The organism is Nostoc sp. (assembly GCF_036917375.1).
GTDB lineage: Bacteria > Cyanobacteriota > Cyanobacteriia > Cyanobacteriales > Nostocaceae > Nostoc.
Genome location: NZ_JBALDN010000111.1, coordinates 38,196 through 60,001 on the forward strand (window position 1 = coordinate 38,196; position 21,806 = coordinate 60,001).

The 21,806-nt window shown below is 41.6% G+C and carries 22 protein-coding genes; 8 read left to right on the top strand and 14 right to left on the bottom strand.

What is annotated here, in order from left to right; genetic code table 11:
- Positions 1–184: 184 nt before the first annotated feature.
- The 8 genes from V7K45_RS30645 to V7K45_RS30680 form a co-directional block, all read right to left on the bottom strand.
- Positions 185–1,696, bottom strand: coding sequence for an AAA family ATPase (locus V7K45_RS30645; protein ID WP_335009398.1), 1,512 nt, complete (start codon positions 1,694–1,696; stop codon positions 185–187).
- A 285-nt stretch (positions 1,697–1,981) separates the two neighbouring features.
- Positions 1,982–2,500: a YceD family protein gene (locus tag V7K45_RS30650; RefSeq protein WP_335009400.1), complete on the bottom strand. Its 519-nt coding sequence runs from the start codon at positions 2,498–2,500 to the stop codon at positions 1,982–1,984.
- 154 nt (positions 2,501–2,654) lie between these two features.
- Positions 2,655–3,182 (bottom strand): Jag family protein, encoded by a 528-nt coding sequence (locus tag V7K45_RS30655; protein WP_289798073.1) that lies wholly within the window; start codon positions 3,180–3,182, stop codon positions 2,655–2,657.
- Positions 3,179–4,330 (bottom strand): membrane protein insertase YidC, encoded by a 1,152-nt coding sequence (gene yidC / locus V7K45_RS30660; RefSeq protein WP_335009403.1) that lies wholly within the window; start codon positions 4,328–4,330, stop codon positions 3,179–3,181. The genes V7K45_RS30655 and yidC overlap by 4 nt, the downstream gene beginning before the upstream one ends.
- Before the next feature lie 196 nt (positions 4,331–4,526).
- Positions 4,527–4,919 (bottom strand): PH domain-containing protein, encoded by a 393-nt coding sequence (locus V7K45_RS30665; RefSeq protein WP_335009405.1) that lies wholly within the window; start codon positions 4,917–4,919, stop codon positions 4,527–4,529.
- Positions 4,906–5,328 carry a ribonuclease P protein component gene (gene rnpA / locus V7K45_RS30670; protein ID WP_335009407.1) on the bottom strand — a complete coding sequence of 141 codons (423 nt, stop codon included), beginning with the start codon at positions 5,326–5,328 and terminating at the stop codon, positions 4,906–4,908. The genes V7K45_RS30665 and rnpA overlap by 14 nt, the downstream gene beginning before the upstream one ends.
- Before the next feature lie 25 nt (positions 5,329–5,353).
- A complete protein-coding gene (rpmH, locus tag V7K45_RS30675; protein ID WP_084227158.1) occupies positions 5,354–5,488 on the bottom strand; it encodes a 50S ribosomal protein L34 in 135 nt (44 codons plus the stop codon).
- Between the two features lie 106 nt (positions 5,489–5,594).
- Complete coding sequence (locus V7K45_RS30680) at positions 5,595–6,107, bottom strand: DUF2808 domain-containing protein (protein ID WP_289798079.1); 513 nt, start codon at positions 6,105–6,107, stop codon at positions 5,595–5,597.
- A gap of 768 nt (positions 6,108–6,875) precedes the next feature.
- Between V7K45_RS30680 and V7K45_RS30685 the strand changes: the two genes are divergently transcribed.
- The 4 genes from V7K45_RS30685 to V7K45_RS30700 all read left to right on the top strand — a co-directional run bounded on the left by V7K45_RS30685 (position 6,876) and on the right by V7K45_RS30700 (position 12,018).
- Entirely contained in the window at positions 6,876–8,048 is a 1,173-nt protein-coding gene (locus V7K45_RS30685) for a Re/Si-specific NAD(P)(+) transhydrogenase subunit alpha (protein WP_335009409.1), read from the top strand.
- A 167-nt stretch (positions 8,049–8,215) separates the two neighbouring features.
- On the top strand, positions 8,216–8,509 hold the full coding sequence (locus tag V7K45_RS30690; RefSeq protein ID WP_109009004.1) for an NAD(P) transhydrogenase subunit alpha: 294 nt from the start codon (positions 8,216–8,218) through the stop codon (positions 8,507–8,509).
- Entirely contained in the window at positions 8,506–9,912 is a 1,407-nt protein-coding gene (locus tag V7K45_RS30695; RefSeq protein WP_335009411.1) for an NAD(P)(+) transhydrogenase (Re/Si-specific) subunit beta, read from the top strand. Before V7K45_RS30690 ends, V7K45_RS30695 begins: the two co-directional genes overlap by 4 nt.
- A gap of 204 nt (positions 9,913–10,116) precedes the next feature.
- Complete coding sequence (locus V7K45_RS30700) at positions 10,117–12,018, top strand: pentapeptide repeat-containing protein (protein WP_335009413.1); 1,902 nt, start codon at positions 10,117–10,119, stop codon at positions 12,016–12,018.
- Positions 12,019–12,179: 161 nt separating this feature from the next.
- On the opposite strand, the gene V7K45_RS30705 is transcribed toward V7K45_RS30700, so the two are convergent.
- The 6 genes from V7K45_RS30705 to petN form a co-directional block, all read right to left on the bottom strand.
- A complete protein-coding gene (locus V7K45_RS30705) occupies positions 12,180–12,629 on the bottom strand; it encodes a type II toxin-antitoxin system VapC family toxin (RefSeq protein ID WP_335009415.1) in 450 nt (149 codons plus the stop codon).
- On the bottom strand, positions 12,626–12,904 hold the full coding sequence (locus V7K45_RS30710; RefSeq protein ID WP_334779745.1) for a hypothetical protein: 279 nt from the start codon (positions 12,902–12,904) through the stop codon (positions 12,626–12,628). The genes V7K45_RS30705 and V7K45_RS30710 overlap by 4 nt, the downstream gene beginning before the upstream one ends.
- Positions 12,905–12,962: 58 nt before the next feature.
- Positions 12,963–13,094, bottom strand: a complete 132-nt coding sequence (locus V7K45_RS30715; RefSeq protein ID WP_335009417.1) for a hypothetical protein — start codon at positions 13,092–13,094, stop codon at positions 12,963–12,965.
- A gap of 318 nt (positions 13,095–13,412) precedes the next feature.
- On the bottom strand, positions 13,413–16,562 hold the full coding sequence (locus V7K45_RS30720; RefSeq protein WP_335009419.1) for a GAF domain-containing protein: 3,150 nt from the start codon (positions 16,560–16,562) through the stop codon (positions 13,413–13,415).
- A gap of 152 nt (positions 16,563–16,714) precedes the next feature.
- Entirely contained in the window at positions 16,715–16,876 is a 162-nt protein-coding gene (locus tag V7K45_RS30725) for a hypothetical protein (RefSeq protein ID WP_094350864.1), read from the bottom strand.
- Positions 16,877–16,883: 7 nt separating this feature from the next.
- Positions 16,884–16,973 carry a cytochrome b6-f complex subunit PetN gene (gene petN / locus V7K45_RS30730; RefSeq protein ID WP_012408302.1) on the bottom strand — a complete coding sequence of 30 codons (90 nt, stop codon included), beginning with the start codon at positions 16,971–16,973 and terminating at the stop codon, positions 16,884–16,886.
- 278 nt (positions 16,974–17,251) lie between these two features.
- On the opposite strand from petN, the gene V7K45_RS30735 reads away from it, so the two are divergent.
- From V7K45_RS30735 to V7K45_RS30750, 4 genes are all read left to right on the top strand, one after another.
- Positions 17,252–19,138 (top strand): ATP-binding protein, encoded by a 1,887-nt coding sequence (locus V7K45_RS30735; protein WP_335009421.1) that lies wholly within the window; start codon positions 17,252–17,254, stop codon positions 19,136–19,138.
- 30 nt (positions 19,139–19,168) lie between these two features.
- A complete protein-coding gene (locus V7K45_RS30740) occupies positions 19,169–20,431 on the top strand; it encodes a sensor histidine kinase (protein ID WP_335009423.1) in 1,263 nt (420 codons plus the stop codon).
- A 126-nt stretch (positions 20,432–20,557) separates the two neighbouring features.
- Positions 20,558–20,992, top strand: a complete 435-nt coding sequence (locus tag V7K45_RS30745; protein ID WP_335009520.1) for a hypothetical protein — start codon at positions 20,558–20,560, stop codon at positions 20,990–20,992.
- 187 nt (positions 20,993–21,179) lie between these two features.
- Complete coding sequence (locus V7K45_RS30750; protein ID WP_335009425.1) at positions 21,180–21,734, top strand: 3'-5' exonuclease; 555 nt, start codon at positions 21,180–21,182, stop codon at positions 21,732–21,734.
- Positions 21,735–21,806: the final 72 nt, after the last annotated feature.

Here is a 21,806-nt window from a genome sequence, read left to right on the forward strand (position 1 = left end):
AGTAGAGAAGCAAATAACCCATCAGTATAAAAATCAATAGTCCATAATAATTCATCATTAACTATTGACTTTTGACTAACTGATTATTGTAGCTATGCTGAATAGACATCTGGTGAAATTAAATATGCTTTATCGAAAACCTTTGTAGAGACGTAGCACTCCTACGTCTCTACATTTTTTGGGTTCACGTAGTACGCCGGAGGCGTTCGCTCAAAGGACTGTGTTTAGATGCTAAACGCGCTCTCCCAGCAGCAGCCCATTCTTGGAGTTGCTGAATTTGCTCTACGGCAGTTCGTGCTAAGGGTATGATCTGACTGGCTGCTTCTAAAATGTCGTCAGTAGCAAAGTCGCGATTTTGGCTAAATCCAATATGCATCGCTTCAATTAAAGTTTGCTCAATCTCGGCCCCAGAAAAATCGGGCGTTTCATAAGCTAGCCTATCGATGTCATAAGTTTTCAAGTTATGGGGGCGCAGTCGGGATAAATGAACATCATAAATTGCTTTTCTCTCTTCTTGGGTGGGCAAACCTACAAAGAAAATTTCATCAAATCGCCCCTTACGGAGCATTTCCGGCGGTAAAGCTTGAATGTCGTTGGCGGTGGCGACGACAAACACGGGTGAGCTTTTTTCGGCTAGCCAATTAATAAAAGTACCAAACACCCGGCTAGCTGTTCCGGCATCACCTTTACTACCAAGTCCGGCAAAGGCTTTATCTATTTCATCAATCCACAAAATACAGGGAGCGAGGGCTTCGGCTACTTGGATCATTTGGCGAGTCCGAGATTCTGATTCACCCACCAAACCACCAAATAACCTTCCCACATCCAGACGTAGCAGGGGTAAATGCCAATGATGAGCGATCGCTTTTGCCGTTAACGATTTACCAGTTCCCTGAATACCCACCAACATTAAACCACGCGGGTGCGGTAATCCGTACTGTCGCGCTCGATCTGTAAATGAACCTCCCCGCCGAATCAACCAATCTTTCAAGTTATCCAGTCCGCCAATATCAGAAATTTGCTCAGTGGCAGGGTAGAAGTCCAAGATTTGGGTTTGGCGGATAGTTTGGCGCTTTTCCTCCAAAACCAAATCCACGTCTTCAGGTCGCAATTCTCCGTGGGTAGCGATCGCTTTTGCCAAAACCCGGCGAATCCGTTCCATCGAAAGCCCTTGACAAGAGCGCACCAAGTCATCTAAAACTTTGCCAGAAAGGGAGTTACCAGTACTTTGGAGTAAGCGTTCCACCTCAGTTTTAATTTCTGGGGCGGCGGGTAAGGGAAACTCGACGACTGTCAACACTTCCGTTAAGTCGTCAGGGATAGCGATGCGTGGCGACAGTAGGACAATATTTTTTGGTTGCGACTTCAGGAGTCTGGACAGGTTGCGAAGTTTGCGAGCGATCGCAACATCATCTAAAAAGCGATGATAATCTCGGAGAATCAATACCGCAGGTGCGGAAGCTGGTAGTTTTTCGATAAATTCTAAAGCTTGCAACGGGTTACGTCGTCCAAACCCAACATCGTTGGGGTTTCCTTGGTAGCCATCGACAAAATCCCACGTATACACTGGGCGATTACCCTGGTTGGTGGCTTCTTCCCGGATAGCTGCTTCTACCCGCTCCTCTTCATAAGTGGGAATATAAATCAAAGGGTAGCGGGCGCGTAGGAGCAGTTTAAACTCTTCACGGAAGTTCATATTTAGCTATGGTTATTTGTTCTTCTCTCATTGTTCAGGTTTGTATCGCCTCTAACAACTAAAAAACCAACATCTACCAGTTCATAGCGGTTGCCAGTGCGATCGCTCTGTTACAGCTAAAATCATGTATTTGAACCACATCTGTCGTATGGGCGCAAGACCTTGCGCCCCTACCACGTGGTCTATTGACCTGAAAATAGCTGTAAACTAGAAACCCGACTTCTTCAAGAAATCGGGTTCTATATAAATCTCATAAATTAACTGAGTAAAGTACTAGCTACGTTACTATCCCGGAAGTTGCTTTTTCAGTGCTTCCAGAGAAGCCCAACGGTTATCAACTGGAGTTTCAGGAATCTCAGGACTATCAACAGTAGTACTTACAGGAATACCTGGACAATTGCGATCGCACAGTTGCCGTTGTGGTACTGCCAAGCACATCTGCTCATACAGCCATTCGTTTGGATAAAAATGACCATCGGGCGGTAAACTTTCCAGCAAATCTTCCATAACTACTTCCCTTTCTAAGGGCAAGTCATTTGCCTGATTTGCAGTTTCGTCTAACCAAATGATTTCTTTCGTATCAAGCCCTAAACGGCGATTGTATTGCTGCAAGCAGCGGTTGCAGGTACAAGTAATAATTGTTTCTGCCTGACTAGATACTTGTAAGTAATTACCATGATGCTGCACGCGCACGTAGCCGCGAACTGGTGTCAAAGTTTCCAGACCAGGCAGAAATTCATTAACCTGAACTTCCTCTGTCCGCTCTGGGGCTTGAGTTAGCTGCGGAATATAAATTGCGTCCATAGGATTTGTGAGACATCCTCACTAAAATTTATCTTGATTACCAGTAACTATACTGGTATTGAATTTTTATTTTATCCCTTAAGAACAAGAGAAATTTTGAAATTATATATGGTTATGAGTTTTCAATTAACTCCAAACTCATAACTCCTAACTCCTAACTCCTAACTCCTTCCAACGAAGCTGGACAGACAACCAAATGACGATGTGGCTCTTTACCGCGACTGAAGGTTTCTAAATCTCCAAATTCTTTTAAGAAGGTATGAACTTGACGCCGTTCAGCAGAACTAAGAGATTTGATTTCCACTTCTCTACCAGAAAAGCGCACTTCATCGGCTGCTGCTTCTGCCAATGCCCGAATTTCGGCTTCTCTTTTCACCCGGTAGCCATTTAACTCAATGGTGTAAGAGGCTTGTTCTTCCGGGGGCTGGCTAAGGTTTAGAACCGAATTTGCTAGATACTGAATCGCATCTAACACAGAACCATCAGCACCAATTAACACCTGAATTTGTTCTGATGTCAAATTGGTTTGGTCAATAGTCAACCAGTAGTTATCTGGTTCTGGAGAATCGCCGTCTTGAGATTGGGCAGTTTCTAAATGACCCTGAATCTCAGCAGGTATTCCAGTGAGTTCCAGCAGGGTTTTTAACCACTGCTGACCTCGCTGCATCGGAATGTCACTCATGATCCCCCTGTTGCCTTTTTCTTAGGACTTTTTGGTTCAAACGGTAATGCTTTTTGTTCTGTAACTGCTGCTTCTTTCTCCTGGGTTTCTACAATTTTTTGTAGTTCCTCCGGTAGAGGTTCGCGGGAGAGAAGATAAGTTTGGGCGGTTTGGAAAATATTACCAATCACCATATACATCAGCACCCCAGCTGGTAGGGGGAAGAACAAGAACATCCCAGAAAAGATAACGGGGGTGATTTTGTTAACTGTATCCTGCTGCGGATTGCCACCGCTGGAATTTTGCCCGGAAAGCATTTGGCTAACATAAAGGCTGATCCCAAAGAAGACGATCATGGCGACGATATCCCAGTGGATTGTGCCATCTGGATCTTGTGCGCCAACCCTGCCTAAAGCATCAATGAATAAAAAGCCTTTTTCTGCTGCTAGTCCAGGAATTGTTCCTTGAATAGTAACTTCTCCTGGTTGCAAGGCTTCTACATTGCCCTCGGCATCAATTTTTATCCTATCTTCACCCTTGGTAATTTTCCAATCAGGAATCAGCTTATTTTCTGGGTGTTCTGCTAAAAGTACCTGAAATGGTTTACCTTCAACAGTCTGATACTGTATCTTGGTTTGTTCTCCCACCGCTAATTTATTTCCGCTGGGAATAATGGCAGCTACTTTAACGTGTTCCCCATCTGCAACGTAAATATTTTGAGGAGCAGTGGCAAAGGCTTGTGGTTGAATTTGTTCGATTTGTTCTGCGGGAAGAATTTGCAGGTTAACGCTATAGTTCGCACTTGCAAAAGGTGAACCCCGCAAAGTAGCAAACAGCGCTAACAAAACCGGCATTTGCACTAATAATGGAAAACAGCCTGCCAAAGGGTTGCCAAATTCTTTTTGGACATTAACCATTTCCTCCTGCTGCTTTTGCGGATCGTCCTTATAGCGCTCTTTGATTTCTGCCATCCGCTTCTGCATCAGAGGTTGTACAATCCGCATTTTCCGCATGTTGCGAATTGAGCCAGCACTCAGGGGATAGAGCGCGAAGCGGACTATCAGGGTCAAAGCAACGATCGCTAATCCGTAGCTAGGCACAATACCATAGAAGAAATCTATGATTGGCAGCATCACGTTGTTCGAGAGAAAGCCGATACCAAAATCCATTATTCTGAATTCAACCTGAGGTACTGTAAACTGAATCTAATTTATCTAAATCATGATTTGTCTGCGACTATCTTTCGCTACGGATAGCCGCACATTTAAATTGGGAATTGGGCATTGGGCACTTGTACTGAGCGAAGTCGAAGTATTGGTTCTTCTCCCCCTGCTCCCCTGCTCACCTCTGCCTCCCCTGCTGTCATCACTTGTTAGCAGGAGCGCTAAATTCGGGATTTTTCGCAGCAATTCTTTCGTTTATGTAGTCATAGACTTCCCGAAACTTGGGAATTGCACGCAATTCCAGACGACTGCCGTTTTTTAGGGTGATTGCCATATCTCCCCAAAAGCCAATGCCACGGGGAACTTTGACGATTTTGACAATTTCTGAGTAAATTACGTCAGTGCGATCGCGTCCCTGCCAACCTCCAATCACAGTAATTCGGCGATCGGTGATGCGGAAACGCAGCCACAATGCTCTGACAATTGCCCCGACTGCTAATGGTAGCCCGACAATGGTTAGCCCAATCAGCAGGTTGACAATTAAATCCCCAATATGGGGACCACCTTCATAATAAACATCTTCACGAATTCCCATCGAACACCTCAGCTTGTGCCAACAACTGCTCTAATTCTTGCAGAAATTGTGGGCTTACGCACTTAGATTCTGCTGCTGTGGGTTTGACAATGAATACTAGCCGCCATCCTGGTGATAATTTTGGCAGCAACTTATATAAAGCAGCAGTAATTTGCCGTTTGATTCGGTTGCGAACCACTGCCCTTTTGCTGACTTTTGTGCTAATTGAAATACCAATCCGCGTGCTCGTAAGCAGCTTAAAGTCAGTTGCTTGTCTACTCTGGGTGGCAGTGTCCAAAGAAGGTTTTGTTGAACATAAAGGCTTTAAGGCTCTCAATGTTAAATAAGAGCCATGACGCCGAATTCCTTCCCGGAAAACTGCCTGGAAATCCTTTCGGGATTTTAGCCGATTTGCTTTGGGCAAAGCCACAGATGCTCTTTTAGCTTAGTATGCCCTAAACAGCCAGACGGTGACGGCCTTTTTTTCTTCTGGCGCTAATCACGTTTCTGCCGTCTGGTGTCCGCATCCTGGCGCGAAAACCAGAGGTTCTTTTTCTCTTACGGCTAGTGCCGCCCAGTGTTCTTTTCATACTCTTCTCCTCTTAGGTGATTTTTATAAAAACTCACAATCTCTAATTTTATCACTTTGTTAGGGAATTGGGAATCGCCGATTGGTTATATCCCTACTCCCTATTCTTAACTAATGCTTAAAATCCATGTTCCCATGTAGCGCAGTAGTGGTACATCGCCAGGGGAAAGCACTTGACAGTTAAAATAGTAAACTCCACCGAAGGATGGGTTTTTCACGTTAGATAACACCACTTCGACTGCACTTCCTGCTGGCACTGGCTCTTGAGGAAAAATATTGATCAGTTTACCTTCTTTGTCCCACTTCACCTCAGAAAGCGGCACTGCTTTCCCTTTGACTCGGACTTCAATTTTTTTCTGGTCAAAAGTTCCTTTGTAATAATCAGGGTAGGTAATGGCAAATTGACCAACTGCCAATTTCATTCTTTTGGCTGGAATCTTTAATATGTATCGATCCCAACCATTCGCTTGTCCGCCAAAATCTAACCGAAAGGGTAGCTGATTTTCTTGTTTGACGCCGCTAAATAGTGTAAATCCAGGTAAGCTTTGCGCCAAAGTTAAGGCTGGTAATCCAGTAACCAAAAAGCTAGTCACGGCTAAAGCAGAAAGTAAACGTCGCATAATCGGGCTTCCTCTACCAAAATATAAATGTGTTATCTAAAAATAACTGTGTGTTAGTATTCTTTACTAAACTTTACTACTGGCTTCATGACAATGGACGTTTAATTTCCAAAAAAAGTGCCATCCTGCCTGAAGTTTAGGCAACAGTAAAGTTACTGAGTGTTAAAAGCAACGCATATTAAATTTACTTCATTACCCTTATGTAGCCATGATTTGATTACTAAGTTGGGTCAAATTTGAACTAGATATAAACACAGTTAGGGGTTGGATTGTGTTTCTAAATATGTATAAGTGTATCTAAATTTGAGAATTTTGTTATAAAAATTGAGGTGTGCCATCAGCGATCGCCAGTTAAGTTGGGCTAAATTGATTAAAATAAGTTGGATTGGAATCGAACTCGTAATCATTAAAATTTGATTGGGAAATTATAAAGCTTTCAAAATTCGGTCAATATTACTCTATAAGAAAGGAATACCAAAATTTCTCAATCCCGAAAACAAGCTAAAGATAAAGATGCAAAATTTGGGAATCAATTTAGGATGTGCAATACGTAACCCTGTTTGCAACTATCTGAAAATATGACATCTGCAAGCGGCAAAGTGAGGCTTTGCCTGGAGAGCTAAGAGTGGGAGAGGAAAGATTCAAGGTTCAATCTACAAGTAAAATTCATGGCTGATGTTCCTGCCTAAGTACTATCAGTGCGGGACATATATCATCTGGACAATCGCTTACTTGGCAGAGATTAAGTATTTATCTTCAGGAGATTTCATGAGAATAGCAGTTGCTAAAGAAATTGAAGTTTGTGAACGTCGCGTAGCATTAATTCCTGACACAGTTGCCCGATTGGTAAAACAAGGTTTGGAAGTTTGGGTAGAAACAGGTGCAGGAGAGCGATCTTTTTTCAGCGATCCTGACTATGAAGCAGCAGGAGCCATAATAATCAGCGATACTGCCAAATTATGGGGTGAAACAGATATTCTGCTGAAAGTCAGTCCACCGCAAGAAAGAGAAGATGGACGCTCAGAAATTGACTTGTTAAAGGAAGGGGCTGTATTAGTTAGTTTCCTCAATCCGTTAGGAAATCCTGTTGTGGCGCAGCAACTAGCCAATCGGAAAGTCACCGCTTTGAGTATGGAGATGATCCCCCGTACCACCAGAGCGCAAAGTATGGATGCTTTGTCCTCGCAAGCTTCATTAGCAGGTTACAAAGCAGTATTAATTGCAGCAGCTGCATTACCGAAATACTTCCCGATGTTAACCACAGCCGCAGGTACGATCGCTCCAGCGAAAGTATTTATTATGGGCGCTGGTGTCGCCGGATTGCAAGCGATCGCTACCGCCAGACGTTTGGGAGCAGTGGTAGAAGCCTTTGATATCCGTCCCGCCGTCAAAGAAGAAGTGCAAAGTTTAGGGGCAAAATTCGTTGAAGTCAAATTAGACGAAGAAACCGTTGCTGCTGGCGGTTACGCCAAGGAAATTTCTGAGGCTAGCAAACAACGTACTCAAGAAGTTGTCACCGAACACATTAAGAATTCTGATGTAGTGATTACTACAGCACAAGTACCTGGAAGACAAGCACCACGGCTAGTTACAGAAGAAATGGTGGCGCAAATGAAACCAGGTTCAGTAATTGTGGATTTGGCTGCTGAACAAGGTGGTAACTGCGCCTGTACCGAACCCGGCAAAGATATTGTGTGGAATGGTGTAACAATTATTGGCCCTATCAATCTCCCATCTTCAATGCCAATTCACGCCAGCCAATTGTATGCCAAGAACGTAACATCGTTGATTCAACTGCTAATTAAAGACAAAGCTTTACAGGTGGACTTTGGCGACGACATCGTTGATGCTGCTTGCGTTACCCATGCAGGTGAAATTCGCAATCAACGAGTGCGGGATGCACTACAAGCATCGAATACTCAACAACCGGCGGTTAATTAGGGAGATGAGGGGGATGAGGGAGATGAGAGGAAGATAGGGGGACAAGGGGACAAGGGGACAAGGGGGTAAACAAGACTCCTAACTCTTAACTTTTAACTCAGCACTCAGCACTCAGCACTCAGCACTCCTAATACTCCATTTCCATTTATACAAGGAGTTTTGATTTCATGACAGAGGCATTACTTGCTGCTTTGTTTGTATTTGTATTGGCATCTTTTATCGGCTTTGAAGTCATCAATAAAATCCCACCGACTCTACACACGCCCTTAATGTCAGGCTCAAACGCGATTTCTGGCATTTCGGTACTTGGGGCAATAGTTGCCTCAGGTGCTAGAGAAACAAGTGTGTCAGTAATTCTCGGATTAATTGCTGTAGTACTAGCTACAGTAAACGTTGTAGGTGGCTTTCTAGTCACAGATAGAATGCTGCAAATGTTCAAGAAGAAGGAGATTAAGGCGTGAGCGACTTTTTACCAACTGGCATTCAGCTGACATATTTAGTCGCTGCATCCTTATTCATTTTTGGTTTGAAAAAGCTGGGTTCACCAGCTACAGCGCGAAACGGTAATGTGATTGCATCTGTGGGGATGCTGCTGGCAATTGTGGCGACAATGCTGGATCGGCATGTGTTGAACTACGAGATGATATTGTTGGGCTTGGCGATTGGATCGGGAATTGGTGCGATCGTTGCTTACAAAGTCCAAATGACGGAAATGCCCCAAATGGTGGGTTTGCTCAACGGTTTAGGTGGTGCGGCTTCAGCACTAGTCGCCGTTGCCGAATTCTGGCGATTATTGGATTCTGGCGCACCCATACCCATAGATGTGAACATTTCCATGCTGTTGGACGTGTTAATCGGTGGCGTTACCTTCACAGGTAGTTTTTTAGCCTTTGCCAAATTGCAAGGTTTAATTAGCGGTTCCCCGATTACATTTCCTTTCCAGCAACCATTTAACCTGTTGCTTCTGGGTGCTTATTTGGTAGGTAGTGTCTATTTAATCATTACGCCAGATAGCTTACCCATATTCTTGGGAGTGGTAGCTGTTTCCTTAGTGCTGGGTGTGATGTTCGTCATCCCCATTGGTGGCGGCGATATGCCGGTGGTAATTTCGCTGTTGAACTCCTTGTCAGGTGTGGCGGCGGCGGCTGCTGGATTCGTGGTGATGAACAATATGTTAATCATCGCTGGTGCTTTGGTAGGAGCATCTGGCTTAATCCTAACCGAAATTATGTGTAAGGCGATGAACCGCTCTCTCTTCAGTGTGCTGTTCAGTGCTTTTGGTACAGGTTCTAGTTCTGGTGGTGCTGCTGCTGGTGGTGCTGCAACAGATCAAACCGTCCGCAGTATCGATCCCGAAGAAGGAGCGATGATGTTGGGTTATGCCCGTTCTGTGGTAATTGTGCCTGGTTATGGTATGGCAGTTGCCCAAGCGCAACATAGCGTCCGGGAATTGTCAGATCAGTTAGAAAAAATGGGCGTTGATGTCAAGTATGCCATTCACCCTGTTGCTGGGAGAATGCCGGGGCACATGAACGTCTTGCTGGCAGAGGCAAATGTGCCTTATACCCAGTTGTACGACATGGATGATATTAATCCCCAGTTTGAACAAGCAGATGTGGCTTTAATAATTGGGGCAAATGATGTGGTAAATCCGGCGGCGCGGAGTGATAAAAGTAGCCCGATTTATGGTATGCCGATTTTGGAAGTAGATCGGGCGAAGCAGACGATTGTGATTAAGCGCGGGATGAGTACGGGTTTTGCCGGTGTAGATAATGAGTTGTTCTACAAGGATAAAACGACGATGCTTTTTGGAAGCGCGAAGGATATGGTGGCGAAGTTGGTTTCGGAAGTGAAGCAACTTTAACGAACCGCCAAGACGCGGAGGGCGCGGAGTAAAAAATTTAAAGAGTTGGCTTGCCTTGGAGGTGTGATGCTTCTAAGGCAAGTTTTTTGTTGGAGAATTACCTAACGCAAAGAAGCACCTAAAAACTGTGAGTGTTGATTGTTAATCTAAGCTTTAAATTGGGCAATTTATAAATACAGCCACAATATAGTTATTGATAAATTTATGAATAGCCCTAACTTAGAACTCACTTTAGAATCGTTGGCATCACGGATTTCACACTTAGAACTGGAACAGGATCTCCGACGAAAAAATATTGCTTGGCTAAAACAGTATTTTGATGACTTTAAACAGGAATTTAACAATAGGACTGAATTACAGCAAATTGAAATTCTACAACAAGATATCGCACAATTAAATGTACATTTTGCCGAATTACAACAGCCCATCAATCATCTGTCTAAGATTAGCGAAGATTTGGATAATAGTGAAGTATCAATTAACAAAGCGAATTTAGATGATATTGAAGTAGTAAATCAGGTTCTTGAAAGGGTTGAACAGCAAGAAAGTCAAACAAATTTGGAAAACCCAGTTACTAATCCTGAAAATATTGATATTGCTGAAAGTGAGCAAGAAAAAGAAATTGATGTAGTTGAGGAAGAGACACAAAATAGCACTGCTTCCAAAGATTTAGAATTTCAGATTGACAGAACAATGTGGTTAGTTAACAGAATTTATGCAGCAGAGGAAGACAGTACTAAGTTCCCTATTGATGCAGAAGAATTTTGGAGACTGTATAAGTCAGGACAACGAGACTTTAGTGGGATTAACTTAACTGGAGTTAATTTTAGTGGTAAATCTCTAGCAGAGGGAGTGAACCTCAGTCATGCAAATTTTAGAAATGCTAATCTAACTAATGTCAACTTTAGTAAGGTAAATTTGAGTGATGCAAATTTGAAGGGTGCAGATATAAGTGAAGCCAACTTATCTAATGCCAACTTGAGTAAAGCTAATTTAGATGAAGCGTATCTTCACAAAGCACAACTTAAGTCAGTGAATCTAGAGAAAGCAACGCTCAAAAAAGCTAATCTCAGTCAAGCTGATTTGAACGGGGCAAATTTGAGGGAGGCAAACTTCCGTGAAGCTAACCTCAGTAGTTGTCAACTATATGGAGGAGTGAATCTAAGCATGGCTAACCTCCAAGGTGTCAATTTAAGTGGATCAAATATGAGACAGGCCAAGTTGATGAGGGCAGACTTAAGTAATGCTAATCTGAGTCGAGCCAAACTTATAGAAGCTAATTTTGAAGGAACAAATCTTCAGGAAATCAATTTGCAATATAGCTATTACGACATATTAACTATCTTTCCAACACATTTTGATCCCTGTTATGTTGGAGCCTATTTAATTACTCCAGGTGCATCGCTACAGAATGCTAATTTGGCAGGTGCAAATTTAATTGGTGTGAATTTATCTGAAGCAAATTTAGAAGGAGCAGACTTGAGTGAGGCAAATTTAGAAGGAGCTAACTTAAGTAACGTTAACTTGAGTGAGGCAAAACTCACTAAGGCAAATTTAAAAAACGCAAACCTCAGTTATGCAAATATGAATAAAGTCCACCTAAGTGGAGCGAATTTGAGCGACTTAAGTATGGTTGCTGCTAATTTAGAAGGAGCTAACTTAAGCCAAGCAAATCTTAGTAATGCAAATTTAACTGCTGCAAATCTGAGTGGAGCAAATCTAATACAGTCAAGGTTGGCTGGAGCTAAACTAACTGCTGTAGACCTGAGTCAAGCAAATCTTAGTGGTGCTACAGTGGCCATTGGCAATTGTATTTCTAGTTTGAATTTAGCGGGCGCTAACTTAACTGATGCTAATCTGACAGCAGTATACATTTATGGAAACCTCTCAGGAGCAAATTTTACTTCTGCAAACCTTAGAGCAGCAAAGCTTGAGAATGCTAACCTTAATGAGGCAAACTTCTCTTTAGCAGATTTAAGTGGAGTAAATCTGAGAGATACAAAGTTAGAAAAAGCCAACTTAAAAGACGCAAATATGAGTGGAGCAGATTTATACCGTGCAGTTCTAACTGGTGCTATTATGCCAGATGGTACAACTCACGATTAGACTTGATACCAAGTTGTCTTAGATCGTATTATTTGCTTGAAAGCCAGTCCAGTGGGAGCTTGATTCCAAACAATCCTATCTTTGGCAACTTCGTATGATACATTTGACGAAAAAAGCGATCGCTGCAAAATCTTCAGCGTTCGATCGCTCTGGCAATATATTTAAGACTGCGGTGTAACACTGCGTGGATCAACAACTACAATTTCAGAAAAACGTTTAAAGTCATCAATATTAAATGTAAGTAGATGTGTTATCTGATGTGTTATCATCGCCGCAACTAAACGTGCATCATGCACCTTTTTTCCCATGACTTGGTATTTAACAATTAGAGATTCCCACTCACCAAAAATTGCAGGTGTATCAAGGTGTAGTATAAATATCTTCTTAAGTTTATTAGTTTCTTCTACTGCTTGAGCCGTGGATAAACCTAAACCATTACTATTAATTGGTCTTGTAGCGACAGCCCAAAACTCAATGATATTCTGTGGAATTATATATAATAATTCCCCTTGTCTCTTGAGTATCAAGATGGCTCTTTGAGTATCAAAGTGCATTGGGCTATTCTTCTGCACCAAACGCAGTAAAATATTAGTATCCACCAAATAGCTCATAACATTTCATTCTCTCTGGTGTAAATACTCTCTCGACTAATCGCTTCATCTGAAAGCGCTGGTGCTAATGAAAAAGCAGGACTATTTATTAAATCTGTTAATATAGCTTCCCATTCTTCCTGAGTTGATACTTGATAAAAAAAACTTTCTTCATGGCTGGTTAAACTGTTTTCAATCAGAGATGCAAGATAAGCTTCTACCGATAAACCTTGTGCAGCAGCTTCAGCAATGAGACGAGCCTCTATTTCTGGTTTCAATTGTAGCTGTATGGTCATTTTTTATCTCCTAATTCCCTGAGTTGTAGAAGTCTTCATCTGGATAATCGCAAAAGTTTTATCCCTCTAACTCTGAAAATATATTTAATTCACTACCAGGTGCATAATCTGCAATAGCTGTCATTGCGGCTAGTGTTAATTGGCTTTTTTGCTCATCTTTGGTAAGTGAATGTTTTTCTTGAAGAACCAATTACAGGGCTGATTAAGCTATCTTTAGGCGCTCGCTTATGCTTAGACTGGGGAGTGCTTGGAGAATTTCTTTAGTTTCCATATTAATTCATAGAGCAACTTATATTACTAATGTTAGTGAAATTTTTGAAGCGATCGCCTAAAAAATTTCCACTGTGCGTAGGCAAAGCACGCCAAAGGCATCGCCTGTAAAAAAATCTTTACCGTGCGTAGGCAAAGCCCGCCAAAGGCATCGCTCTCCTCTTGCTTTGCGTCTCTGCGTGAGATGAAAAAGCGATCGCATAACCTACTTCATAGAGAATGCATCGCCTATTTTTTCCTAACTAATTGTCCTTTTCATCGGAATTTGTATCCAGAACTCACAGCCATTAGCAGGTTCAGAAACACATTTGATATTACCGCCGTGTTTTTCTACAATAATTTGGTAACTAATAGATAATCCCAAACCAGTCCCTTGTCCAGGTTGTTTGGTAGTAAAAAAAGGTTCAAAAATACGCGATCGCACAATCTCTGGAATCCCACAACCATTGTCAGCAATCCAAATCAGAACAGTATTCTCTTCTATAAGTTCTGTACGTATCCAAATTTTAGGATTGTCAATTTTCTTCCCACTAATTGCTGAGTTTTCCAGTGCATCAATCGCGTTGTTGAGAATATTCATAAACACCTGATTCATCTGGGCTGCATAGCAGACTACTGGAGGCAATTCACCATATTGCTTAACTACCTCAATAGCAAAAGAATTAGTTTGTGGTTGCAGGCGATGTTGTAAAATTAGCAAAGTACTGTCGATACCTTCATGAAGGTCAACGGGCTTCATTCCTGATTCGTCAAGCCGAGAAAAACTTCGTAACGACAAGACTAATTGAGAGATCCGCTCTGCACCCATCTTCATTGAAGCAAGAATTTTGGGCAAGTCATCATTAATGAAATCTAAATCTAATGCTGCTATTTGCTTTTTAATTTCTTCTGTTGTCTTAGGATACTGTTTTTGATAAAGGCGCAGTAATTTAAATAAATTTTCGGTATGTTCAGTAACATAAGTGATATTCCCGTAAATGAAACTAATCGGGTTATTAATTTCATGCGCTACACCAGCAACTAACTGCCCTAACCCTGCCATTTTTTCACTTTGAATTAACTGGCTCTGAGTGTCCTGTAATTCTTTCAAAGTCTGGGTCAGTTCTTCTTTTTGACATTGAGTTTGTTCTAGTAATTCCGCTTGCTGAAGCCCTACGCCTAACTGAGTACCAATTTGCATCAACAAATCTACTTCATCTTCTTGCCAATCACGGGGTTTGATATTTTGATAAGCTGCTAGTAATCCCCAAAGTTTCTCACCCTGAAAAATCGGCACAATCATATATGCCCTAGCCTCCATGAGTTTAATCAGGGCAATATAAGAAATAGAATCGTCGGTGCTGTAAATATCGTTAATAACAAGAGTTTTACCATTAGCAAAATCTCCGCCTTGGGTTTCTTGCAAGTAATTACTTGCATAGGCGTAGCCCGTCGTAGACATTGCAGGTACAATTTCCTTTACTGGTGTCCAACCTTCGGCTAAAGACTCAGCAACAAATTTCCCACTCCAATCAGTTCCGAATCGATAGATTGTCACTCGGTCAACTTCCAATAACCGTCGGACTTCTTCTGTACTGGTCGCAAAAATGGTGTCAATATCAAGAGAGTGGCGGATTTTCTCCACCGTTGCGGCTAGGGCCTTCTGCCTTTCGGCTGCTTTCCGTTCTCGCTCGGCGGCTTGAGCCAGTTTTTGGGCTTGCACCTGCATCTGTTTCAAGGATTCAGCTTGCTGTAATGCTACCCCCAATTGAACGCCAACTTGGGCTAGTAAGTTGATTTCTTCATCTTGCCAATAACGGGGTTGGGAGTTTTGATAAGCTACTAGCAATCCCCACAGCTTTTCACCCTGAGAAATTGGTACAAAAACTTCATTACGTGCATACTTACCTGCTTGTTTTCCTTGCACAAGAACGCGTTCTGTTACGGGCTGCGGCTTAACAATTGGTGTCCAACCATCAACGATGGAATCAGCCACAAATTCGCCACTCCAATCAGGATAGAAGCGATAAATTGCGACTCGTTCCACTTCTAATAGCCGACGAACTTCTTGAGTAGTGGTTTTAAATATGGCTTCAATTTCAAGAGACTGACGAATTTTTTCTACTGTGTGCGCCAACGCTCTTTGTCTTTCAGCAGCTTTGCTGATATCTGCTGCTTGAATCTGCATTTGTTGGATAAATTCCGCTTGCTGTAAAGCCACACCTAGTTGGGTGCCAACTTGAGTAAGCAAGTAAACCTCATCTTTTTGCCAATCACGGGTTCCAGTATTTTGGTACGCTGCTAGTAAGCCCCAGAGCTTCTGACCGTGGTAAATAGCAACGATCGCATAAGCTGTTGCTTGATATATCTCTAAAATTTTAATGTAGCAATCGCTAAAGCCTGAATTGTAAATATCATGACAAATTCGGTACACTTCACACTGAGTGAAGCTCCCACCCTCTGTATCTTGTAAATAGGTATCAGCGACTGGGGGTTTAGCTAAATCTTTGGCACTACATTCGCTGACATTCTCTTTCAATTCCGGGCGTTGCGACTGTTGCTCTATGAGGGAAACCCAACCCTCTGCCACTGATTCAAACACGAATTCACCACTCCAATCGGGATTGAAGCGATAGATAGCCACGCGATCGGCATTTAACAGCTGCCTTAGTTCTGCGGTGGTTGTGTGGAAAATACTTTCCAAGTCTAGGGACTGGCGAATTTTCTCAATGGTGATAGCTATGGTTTTCTGCCATTGGGCTGCTTTTTCTCTGGCTTTTGCTTGTGCTAGTTCTGCTGATTGTAGTTTTGCTTGTTCCAGGTAATCTGCTTGCTGTAAAGCAACTCCTAAATGTTCGGCGATTAATTGCACAAACTCAATTTCTGATGCTTCCCATTGTCGAGGATTACCACACTGATGAATACACAACAATCCCCATAAATCTTTACCTTTGATCAAGGGGGCAATTATACTGGCACGTACTTGGAATTTTTCCAGAATCTGGATATAGCAATCACTGGCATTAACTTGATAAATATCAGTTATTGCTCTAATTCGACCTTGCTGATAAAGGCCTGCGAACTCCTCACTAAAGCAGTGGTCGCGCAGTTTGGCTGCTAATGCCGAATTCCATTCGGTTGCCACATCTTCATAGATAAATTCTCCTTCCCATGCCAATTCAGGATAAAAACGAAACACGCCAACCCGATCGCTTTTCAGAAGTTGGCGGACTTCAGTGACTGTAATTTTGAAGATATTTTCTATGTCTAGAGACTCCCGAATGCGGGCAATAACTCCAGATAAGGCTTTTTGTTGCTCATTCTGATGCAAGGAGCATGTTACATCTGAATGAGATTCTTGCCGTTCTGAATTTGGTTGTATGGGTTGAGTAGTAGAGGAGTTTTCCATTCCCAGTGGGACTTTAAATGTTGAAAGTCTTCTATTTAATGATTCCCGTTGCGATCGCAAAGGTAACAATTATTTCCTGGGAATGTCATAAAAACAATGTAGGGACACGATTGTATCGCGTCCCTACAAAAAGATTTTCAATTACGAGAAAACTATCGCCGCTTGGGAGTGGCGCTGCGAGTGGTGCGTTTTTCTTCATCTCGGCGACGGCGATCGCGCCAATCTGCCAGGGTTAAATAACCAATACCACCAGTGACTACTACGAGCAGCACTACAGCAAATAAAGCCAAAATACTCAAGAATGGACTTTCCACAATGCCTCTATAGTCCGTTACGTCCCCACACTACCATTGCAATTGACCAAGTAAACACAACTAACAACGATACCCAACCTAGTGTCAAAATCTCCATAGTCCCACTTTTCAAATAATTACAAAAGGTTTCTAATACTTATCATACAGGGATTGGGCAGGCTGAGATTTTTTTATCAATCAGATTGTAAGTTTGGCGTGCGATGTCTACGATGGGGTACGCCTATACACAAAAGACACCAACTTTTCTTGATACGTTAGAACTTTAAGCAACGATAAACACGAATGTAAAAAAGTAGCGATCGCGCTTTCTAAATTGATACTTTGGGAATACTAGGGCTATGGGTATATATTTCCAATCCAGCAACCCCTAATATCATGCCGACATTTTTCAACTATCCTTTCCAATCCAACGGTTTTATTCCCCACGGACATTGTTATCTCTGGCAAACTGGATTAGTCTGGCTGCACATTATTTCTGATGCCATTATCGCTCTAGCCTATTATTCTATTCCTTTCCTACTGATTTACTTTATTTCCAAGCGTAAAGATGTTCCTTTTAATGGAATCTTTTTGTTATTTGGTGCTTTTATCATTGCCTGTGGTACTGGACACCTGATGGATATTTGGACGCTTTGGCATCCAAATTATTGGGTTGCAGGTAGTTTAAAAGCTTTAACTGCCATTATTTCGATATATACGGCATTTGCGTTATTTTATCTCATGCCTCAAGCTCTAAGCCTACCTAGTCCTGCTCAATTAGAAGTTATGAATCGAGCGCTTTCAACTGAAATTGTCGAGCGCAAGCGCATCGAAAAAGAACTACGCCTTGCAGAAGAAGTCGCTCAAAGCTCCAGCCAAGCCAAGAGTGAATTTCTCGCCAATATGAGCCATGAACTACGCACACCTCTTAACGGTATTCTTGGCTATACACAAATTCTCCAACGTACAGAATCTTTGAGTGAGAAAGGACGTAAAGGAGTAAGCATAATTTATCAATGTGGTTCTCATCTTTTAACCCTAATTAATGATGTCCTCGATCTCTCCAAAATAGAAGCCAGGAAATTAGAATTGTATCCTGTTGATTTCTACTTACCTGCCTTTATAGATAGCGTGACTGAAATTTCCCGCATTCGGGCAGAACAAAAGGTGATTGCATTTCACGTCCAACTCGATCCTGATTTACCAACGGGCATTCATACTGATGAAAAACGCTTGCGGCAAGTGCTAATTAACTTACTCAGTAATGCAATTAAATTTACTAATCAAGGCAGTGTCACCTTCAAAGTTAAGGTCATTAATCAACAATTAAATACTAATGGACAAACTAACTACAAAATTCGTTTTGAGGTAATAGATACTGGTGCGGGCATAATCCCTGAACAAGTGCAGAAAATCTTCCAACCATTTGAACAAGTAGGAAATCAAAAACGACAATCTGAAGGTACAGGCTTGGGATTAGCAATCAGCCAAAACATTGTTTTATTGATGGGTGGTCAGATTCAAGTACAAAGTCAATTTGGCAAAGGTAGTACTTTTTGGTTTGAGGCAGAATTTCCAGAATCTAAAGACTGGGCAAAGGTTTCTAGAGTGGTTGAGCGAGGAACTATTATTGGTTATCAAGGACAAAGCCGCACCATTATGATTGCGGATGACAAATGGGAAAATCGATCGGTAATTGTAAATTTACTAGAGCCAGTTGGGTTTACTGTTATAGAAGCTAGTCAGGGTCAGGAAGGATGGGAAAAGGCTTTAGCCCACAAACCAGACTTGATTATCACTGACCTCGTGATGCCTATATTGAATGGATTTGAGTTGATCGATCGTTTACGTAAATCTGAGCAATTTAAAGAGATTGCTGTCATCGCTTCCTCAGCCAGTGTGTTTGCAGCCGACCAGTACAAGAGCATTGATGTAGGTGCAAATGCATTTCTACCAAAGCCTGTAGAAGCTGAAACGCTGCTGGAAATGCTACGACAGTTTTTGCAACTGGAATGGATTTTTGACTTGAAGATAGATGAAATCAAAAAAACCAATATAGATGCTTTGGATCGATCAAATGAGATGATTTATCCTGCGCAAGAGGTTTTACAAGATTTACTCGAACTAACGCAAGACGGTGATATTCAAAAAGTTTTGGAACTGACCGAGGAACTTTCTAAATCTGACGAGCATTTAAGCATTTTTGTCCAGCAAATCGTCCAGCTTGCTAGTAATTTCCAACTCAAACGTTTGGAAACTTTTATTCAACAATACATCAATTAATTTAAGTCAAATTTCAATTGCTAATTCATCATGCTTAAGACCTCAGATACCGGATTTATTTTGATTGTGGATGATAATCCCACAAATTTATCTCTCCTGTGTGAAGCACTCAATAGTGAGGGTTTTCGTTTTCGGGTTGCAGTCGATGGAGAAAGTGCGATCGCCCAAGCCGAACGCAATCAACCAGAGTTGATTTTGCTGGATGTACAAATGCCTGGTATTGACGGATTTGAAACTTGTCGCCGCCTCAAAGCCAATCCTGTTACCCAAAACATTCCGATTATTTTCACTACTGCATTAGCAGATACAGAGAGCAAAACGAAGGGATTTTCCCTTGGCGCAGTTGACTATATCCCAAAACCATTTGCCCAAGAAGAAGTGATTGCAAGAGTGCGCGTACATTTACAACTCAAACAATTGACTGAATCTTTGGAACAACAAGTTAGCGATCGCACCAGGGCTTTGCAAAAAGCCCAAGTCCAACTAGTACAGCAAGAGAAACTATCAACACTCGGAGAGCTAATTGCTGGTATTGGTCATGAAATCAATAACCCTATCAACTTTATTTCCAGCAATATTCCACCCTTGCAAGAACATATTACAGCAGTAACCGAGTTGCTTATACTATATGAACAAGAATATCCCAACCCAACAGCCAAAATTACCAAAACTATTGAGAACTTGGATCTAAATTTTGTTCTCGAAGATATGGGAAAAATCTTGAGTTCACTCCACATAGGAAGCGAACGAATTCAAAACCTTTCTAATTCACTCCGTAGCTTCTCTCGCTCGGATAGTGATGCCAAAATACCTGCTGATTTGCACCAAGGAATAGATAGTACACTGGTGATTTTACAACACCGCCTTAAGGCTAATGGCAATCGTCCCGGCATTGAAGTTATTAAAAGTTATGGAATATTGCCAGAGGTGAATTGCTATTTAGGGCAGATGAATCAAGTATTTATGAACATTCTTGCAAATGCAATTGATGCCCTTGATGAGGCTATAATGGAAGGCAAAATGAGCAATCTAATTCCTCAGATTAAAATTGCCACAGAAATAGATTCTGAACAATCAGTTATAATTCGGATTGCTGACAATGGGATTGGTATTCCTGAACGGCTGAAAAAACGCTTGTTTGAGCCGTTGTTTACGACAAAAACTGTTGGCAAAGGTACTGGACTTGGCTTGTCAATCGCATATCAAATTGTTGTAGAAAAACACAAAGGTGTATTAGAAGTGAATTCTCAACCTGGTGTGGGAACCGAATTTATCATCAAAATTCCTACTTGAGAGCGGTATTTAATCAATGACAAAGCTGCTCAAGCATTTATCATACTGGAGAGTAAGGAAAATTTCCCTAATACCTAATCCTTAACTTCTATATATAGAGTGAACTCAACTTTAGATCCTCAATTAATGGCAGAACGCATAGAATCCCTCAAGGCTGGAATAGTTGGGGGGTTATGTGTGTGCTTGGCTTTTGCGATCGCTAGTCTGTTGAATACTTTCGTACTGGCAAAGTATTTTCAAACACTTGCAAGCCTGCACAGTAATATTAACTGGCACTTGTGGGGGAGTGGTGCAGTTGCAACTTTTACTGGTTTCCTATTTGGTGTCACCTACCGCTATATCATCCGCTCCGATCGAAATCCTCAACTCAAAGCTGGTGGCGTGTTAGCCTTTGGCTTGGTGCGCGGACTAACTCAGATAGAACTTGGATGGAATTGGCACAGCACAATTTGCCCTTTTTTGGTGTTGGCGGCAGAAAGTTTGTTATGGTTTGCGCTGGCTGCGATCGCTCTCGATCTCGCTATTCAATTCCGTTGGGTTAAACCTTTTTCATCAATCTAAATTCTTTTTACCTAAGTTGTGGTGAAGTCGTGGTCTTACAGCTAGCTATAGTTCAAATAAATCAAAAAGGCTGTAAGCATCACATTTTTGTAGTACAATAAATACAATAAGATTACAAAAAATTGTGTAATTATTCAAAACCACGTATAAATAACTACTTATATCAAGTATCATTACTCTATATAATATGAAAACAAAAAGATCCCACTATTATTTGATAGTCGATTTGGAAGCTACGTGCTGTGACAGTGGGACTATTCCCCGTCACCAAATGGAAATAATTGAAATCGGTGCAGTGATGCTCAATCGAGCAACATGGGAAATTGATTCCGAGTTTCAGCAATTCATCCAACCTGTGAGACATCCGCAACTGACAGGTTTTTGTACAGAATTGACTAGTATTCGCCAGCAAGATGTTGACGAAGCACCAAAATTTTTAGAAGCAATTTCTCGCTTCAAAGAATGGATTGATTTGTTTCCCAATTATATTTTTTGTTCTTGGGGTAATTACGACAAAAAACAATTTATTCAAGATTGCGCCTTTCATAATTTTCCTTATCCTTTTACTTCCGAACACATAAATATAAAAGAGGAATTTTCAAAATATCTTGGCGTATCTAAAAAATTTGGTATGGCACAAGCTCTCAATGAGTTGGGGATAGAATTAAAAGGTATACACCATCGTGGCATTGATGATGCCCGTAATATTGCAGCGATATACAGACAGATGAAAACCAAATAAATCAACTGAATAAATAATATAAAATTTCTAGTAGCGTAGCCTAGTTAAAATAGTAAATAAAATCTAGATATT

Excerpts from the sequence above, each read along its gene's own strand:
- V7K45_RS30645 (WP_335009398.1), bottom strand. The coding sequence starts at position 1,696 with ATGAACTTCCGTGAAGAGTTTAAACTGCTCCTACGCGCCCGCTACCCT.
- V7K45_RS30650 (WP_335009400.1), bottom strand. The coding sequence starts at position 2,500 with ATGGACGCAATTTATATTCCGCAGCTAACTCAAGCCCCAGAGCGGACA.
- V7K45_RS30655 (WP_289798073.1), bottom strand. The coding sequence starts at position 3,182 with ATGAGTGACATTCCGATGCAGCGAGGTCAGCAGTGGTTAAAAACCCTG.
- yidC (WP_335009403.1), bottom strand. The coding sequence starts at position 4,330 with ATGGATTTTGGTATCGGCTTTCTCTCGAACAACGTGATGCTGCCAATC.
- V7K45_RS30665 (WP_335009405.1), bottom strand. The coding sequence starts at position 4,919 with ATGGGAATTCGTGAAGATGTTTATTATGAAGGTGGTCCCCATATTGGG.
- rpmH (WP_084227158.1), bottom strand. The coding sequence starts at position 5,488 with ATGAAAAGAACACTGGGCGGCACTAGCCGTAAGAGAAAAAGAACCTCT.
- V7K45_RS30680 (WP_289798079.1), bottom strand. The coding sequence starts at position 6,107 with ATGCGACGTTTACTTTCTGCTTTAGCCGTGACTAGCTTTTTGGTTACT.
- V7K45_RS30685 (WP_335009409.1), top strand. The coding sequence starts at position 6,876 with ATGAGAATAGCAGTTGCTAAAGAAATTGAAGTTTGTGAACGTCGCGTA.
- V7K45_RS30690 (WP_109009004.1), top strand. The coding sequence starts at position 8,216 with ATGACAGAGGCATTACTTGCTGCTTTGTTTGTATTTGTATTGGCATCT.
- V7K45_RS30700 (WP_335009413.1), top strand. The coding sequence starts at position 10,117 with ATGAATAGCCCTAACTTAGAACTCACTTTAGAATCGTTGGCATCACGG.
- V7K45_RS30705 (WP_335009415.1), bottom strand. The coding sequence starts at position 12,629 with ATGAGCTATTTGGTGGATACTAATATTTTACTGCGTTTGGTGCAGAAG.
- V7K45_RS30710 (WP_334779745.1), bottom strand. The coding sequence starts at position 12,904 with ATGACCATACAGCTACAATTGAAACCAGAAATAGAGGCTCGTCTCATT.
- V7K45_RS30720 (WP_335009419.1), bottom strand. The coding sequence starts at position 16,562 with ATGGAAAACTCCTCTACTACTCAACCCATACAACCAAATTCAGAACGG.
- petN (WP_012408302.1), bottom strand. The coding sequence starts at position 16,973 with ATGGAGATTTTGACACTAGGTTGGGTATCGTTGTTAGTTGTGTTTACT.
- V7K45_RS30735 (WP_335009421.1), top strand. The coding sequence starts at position 17,252 with ATGCCGACATTTTTCAACTATCCTTTCCAATCCAACGGTTTTATTCCC.
- V7K45_RS30740 (WP_335009423.1), top strand. The coding sequence starts at position 19,169 with ATGCTTAAGACCTCAGATACCGGATTTATTTTGATTGTGGATGATAAT.
- V7K45_RS30745 (WP_335009520.1), top strand. The coding sequence starts at position 20,558 with ATGGCAGAACGCATAGAATCCCTCAAGGCTGGAATAGTTGGGGGGTTA.
- V7K45_RS30750 (WP_335009425.1), top strand. The coding sequence starts at position 21,180 with ATGAAAACAAAAAGATCCCACTATTATTTGATAGTCGATTTGGAAGCT.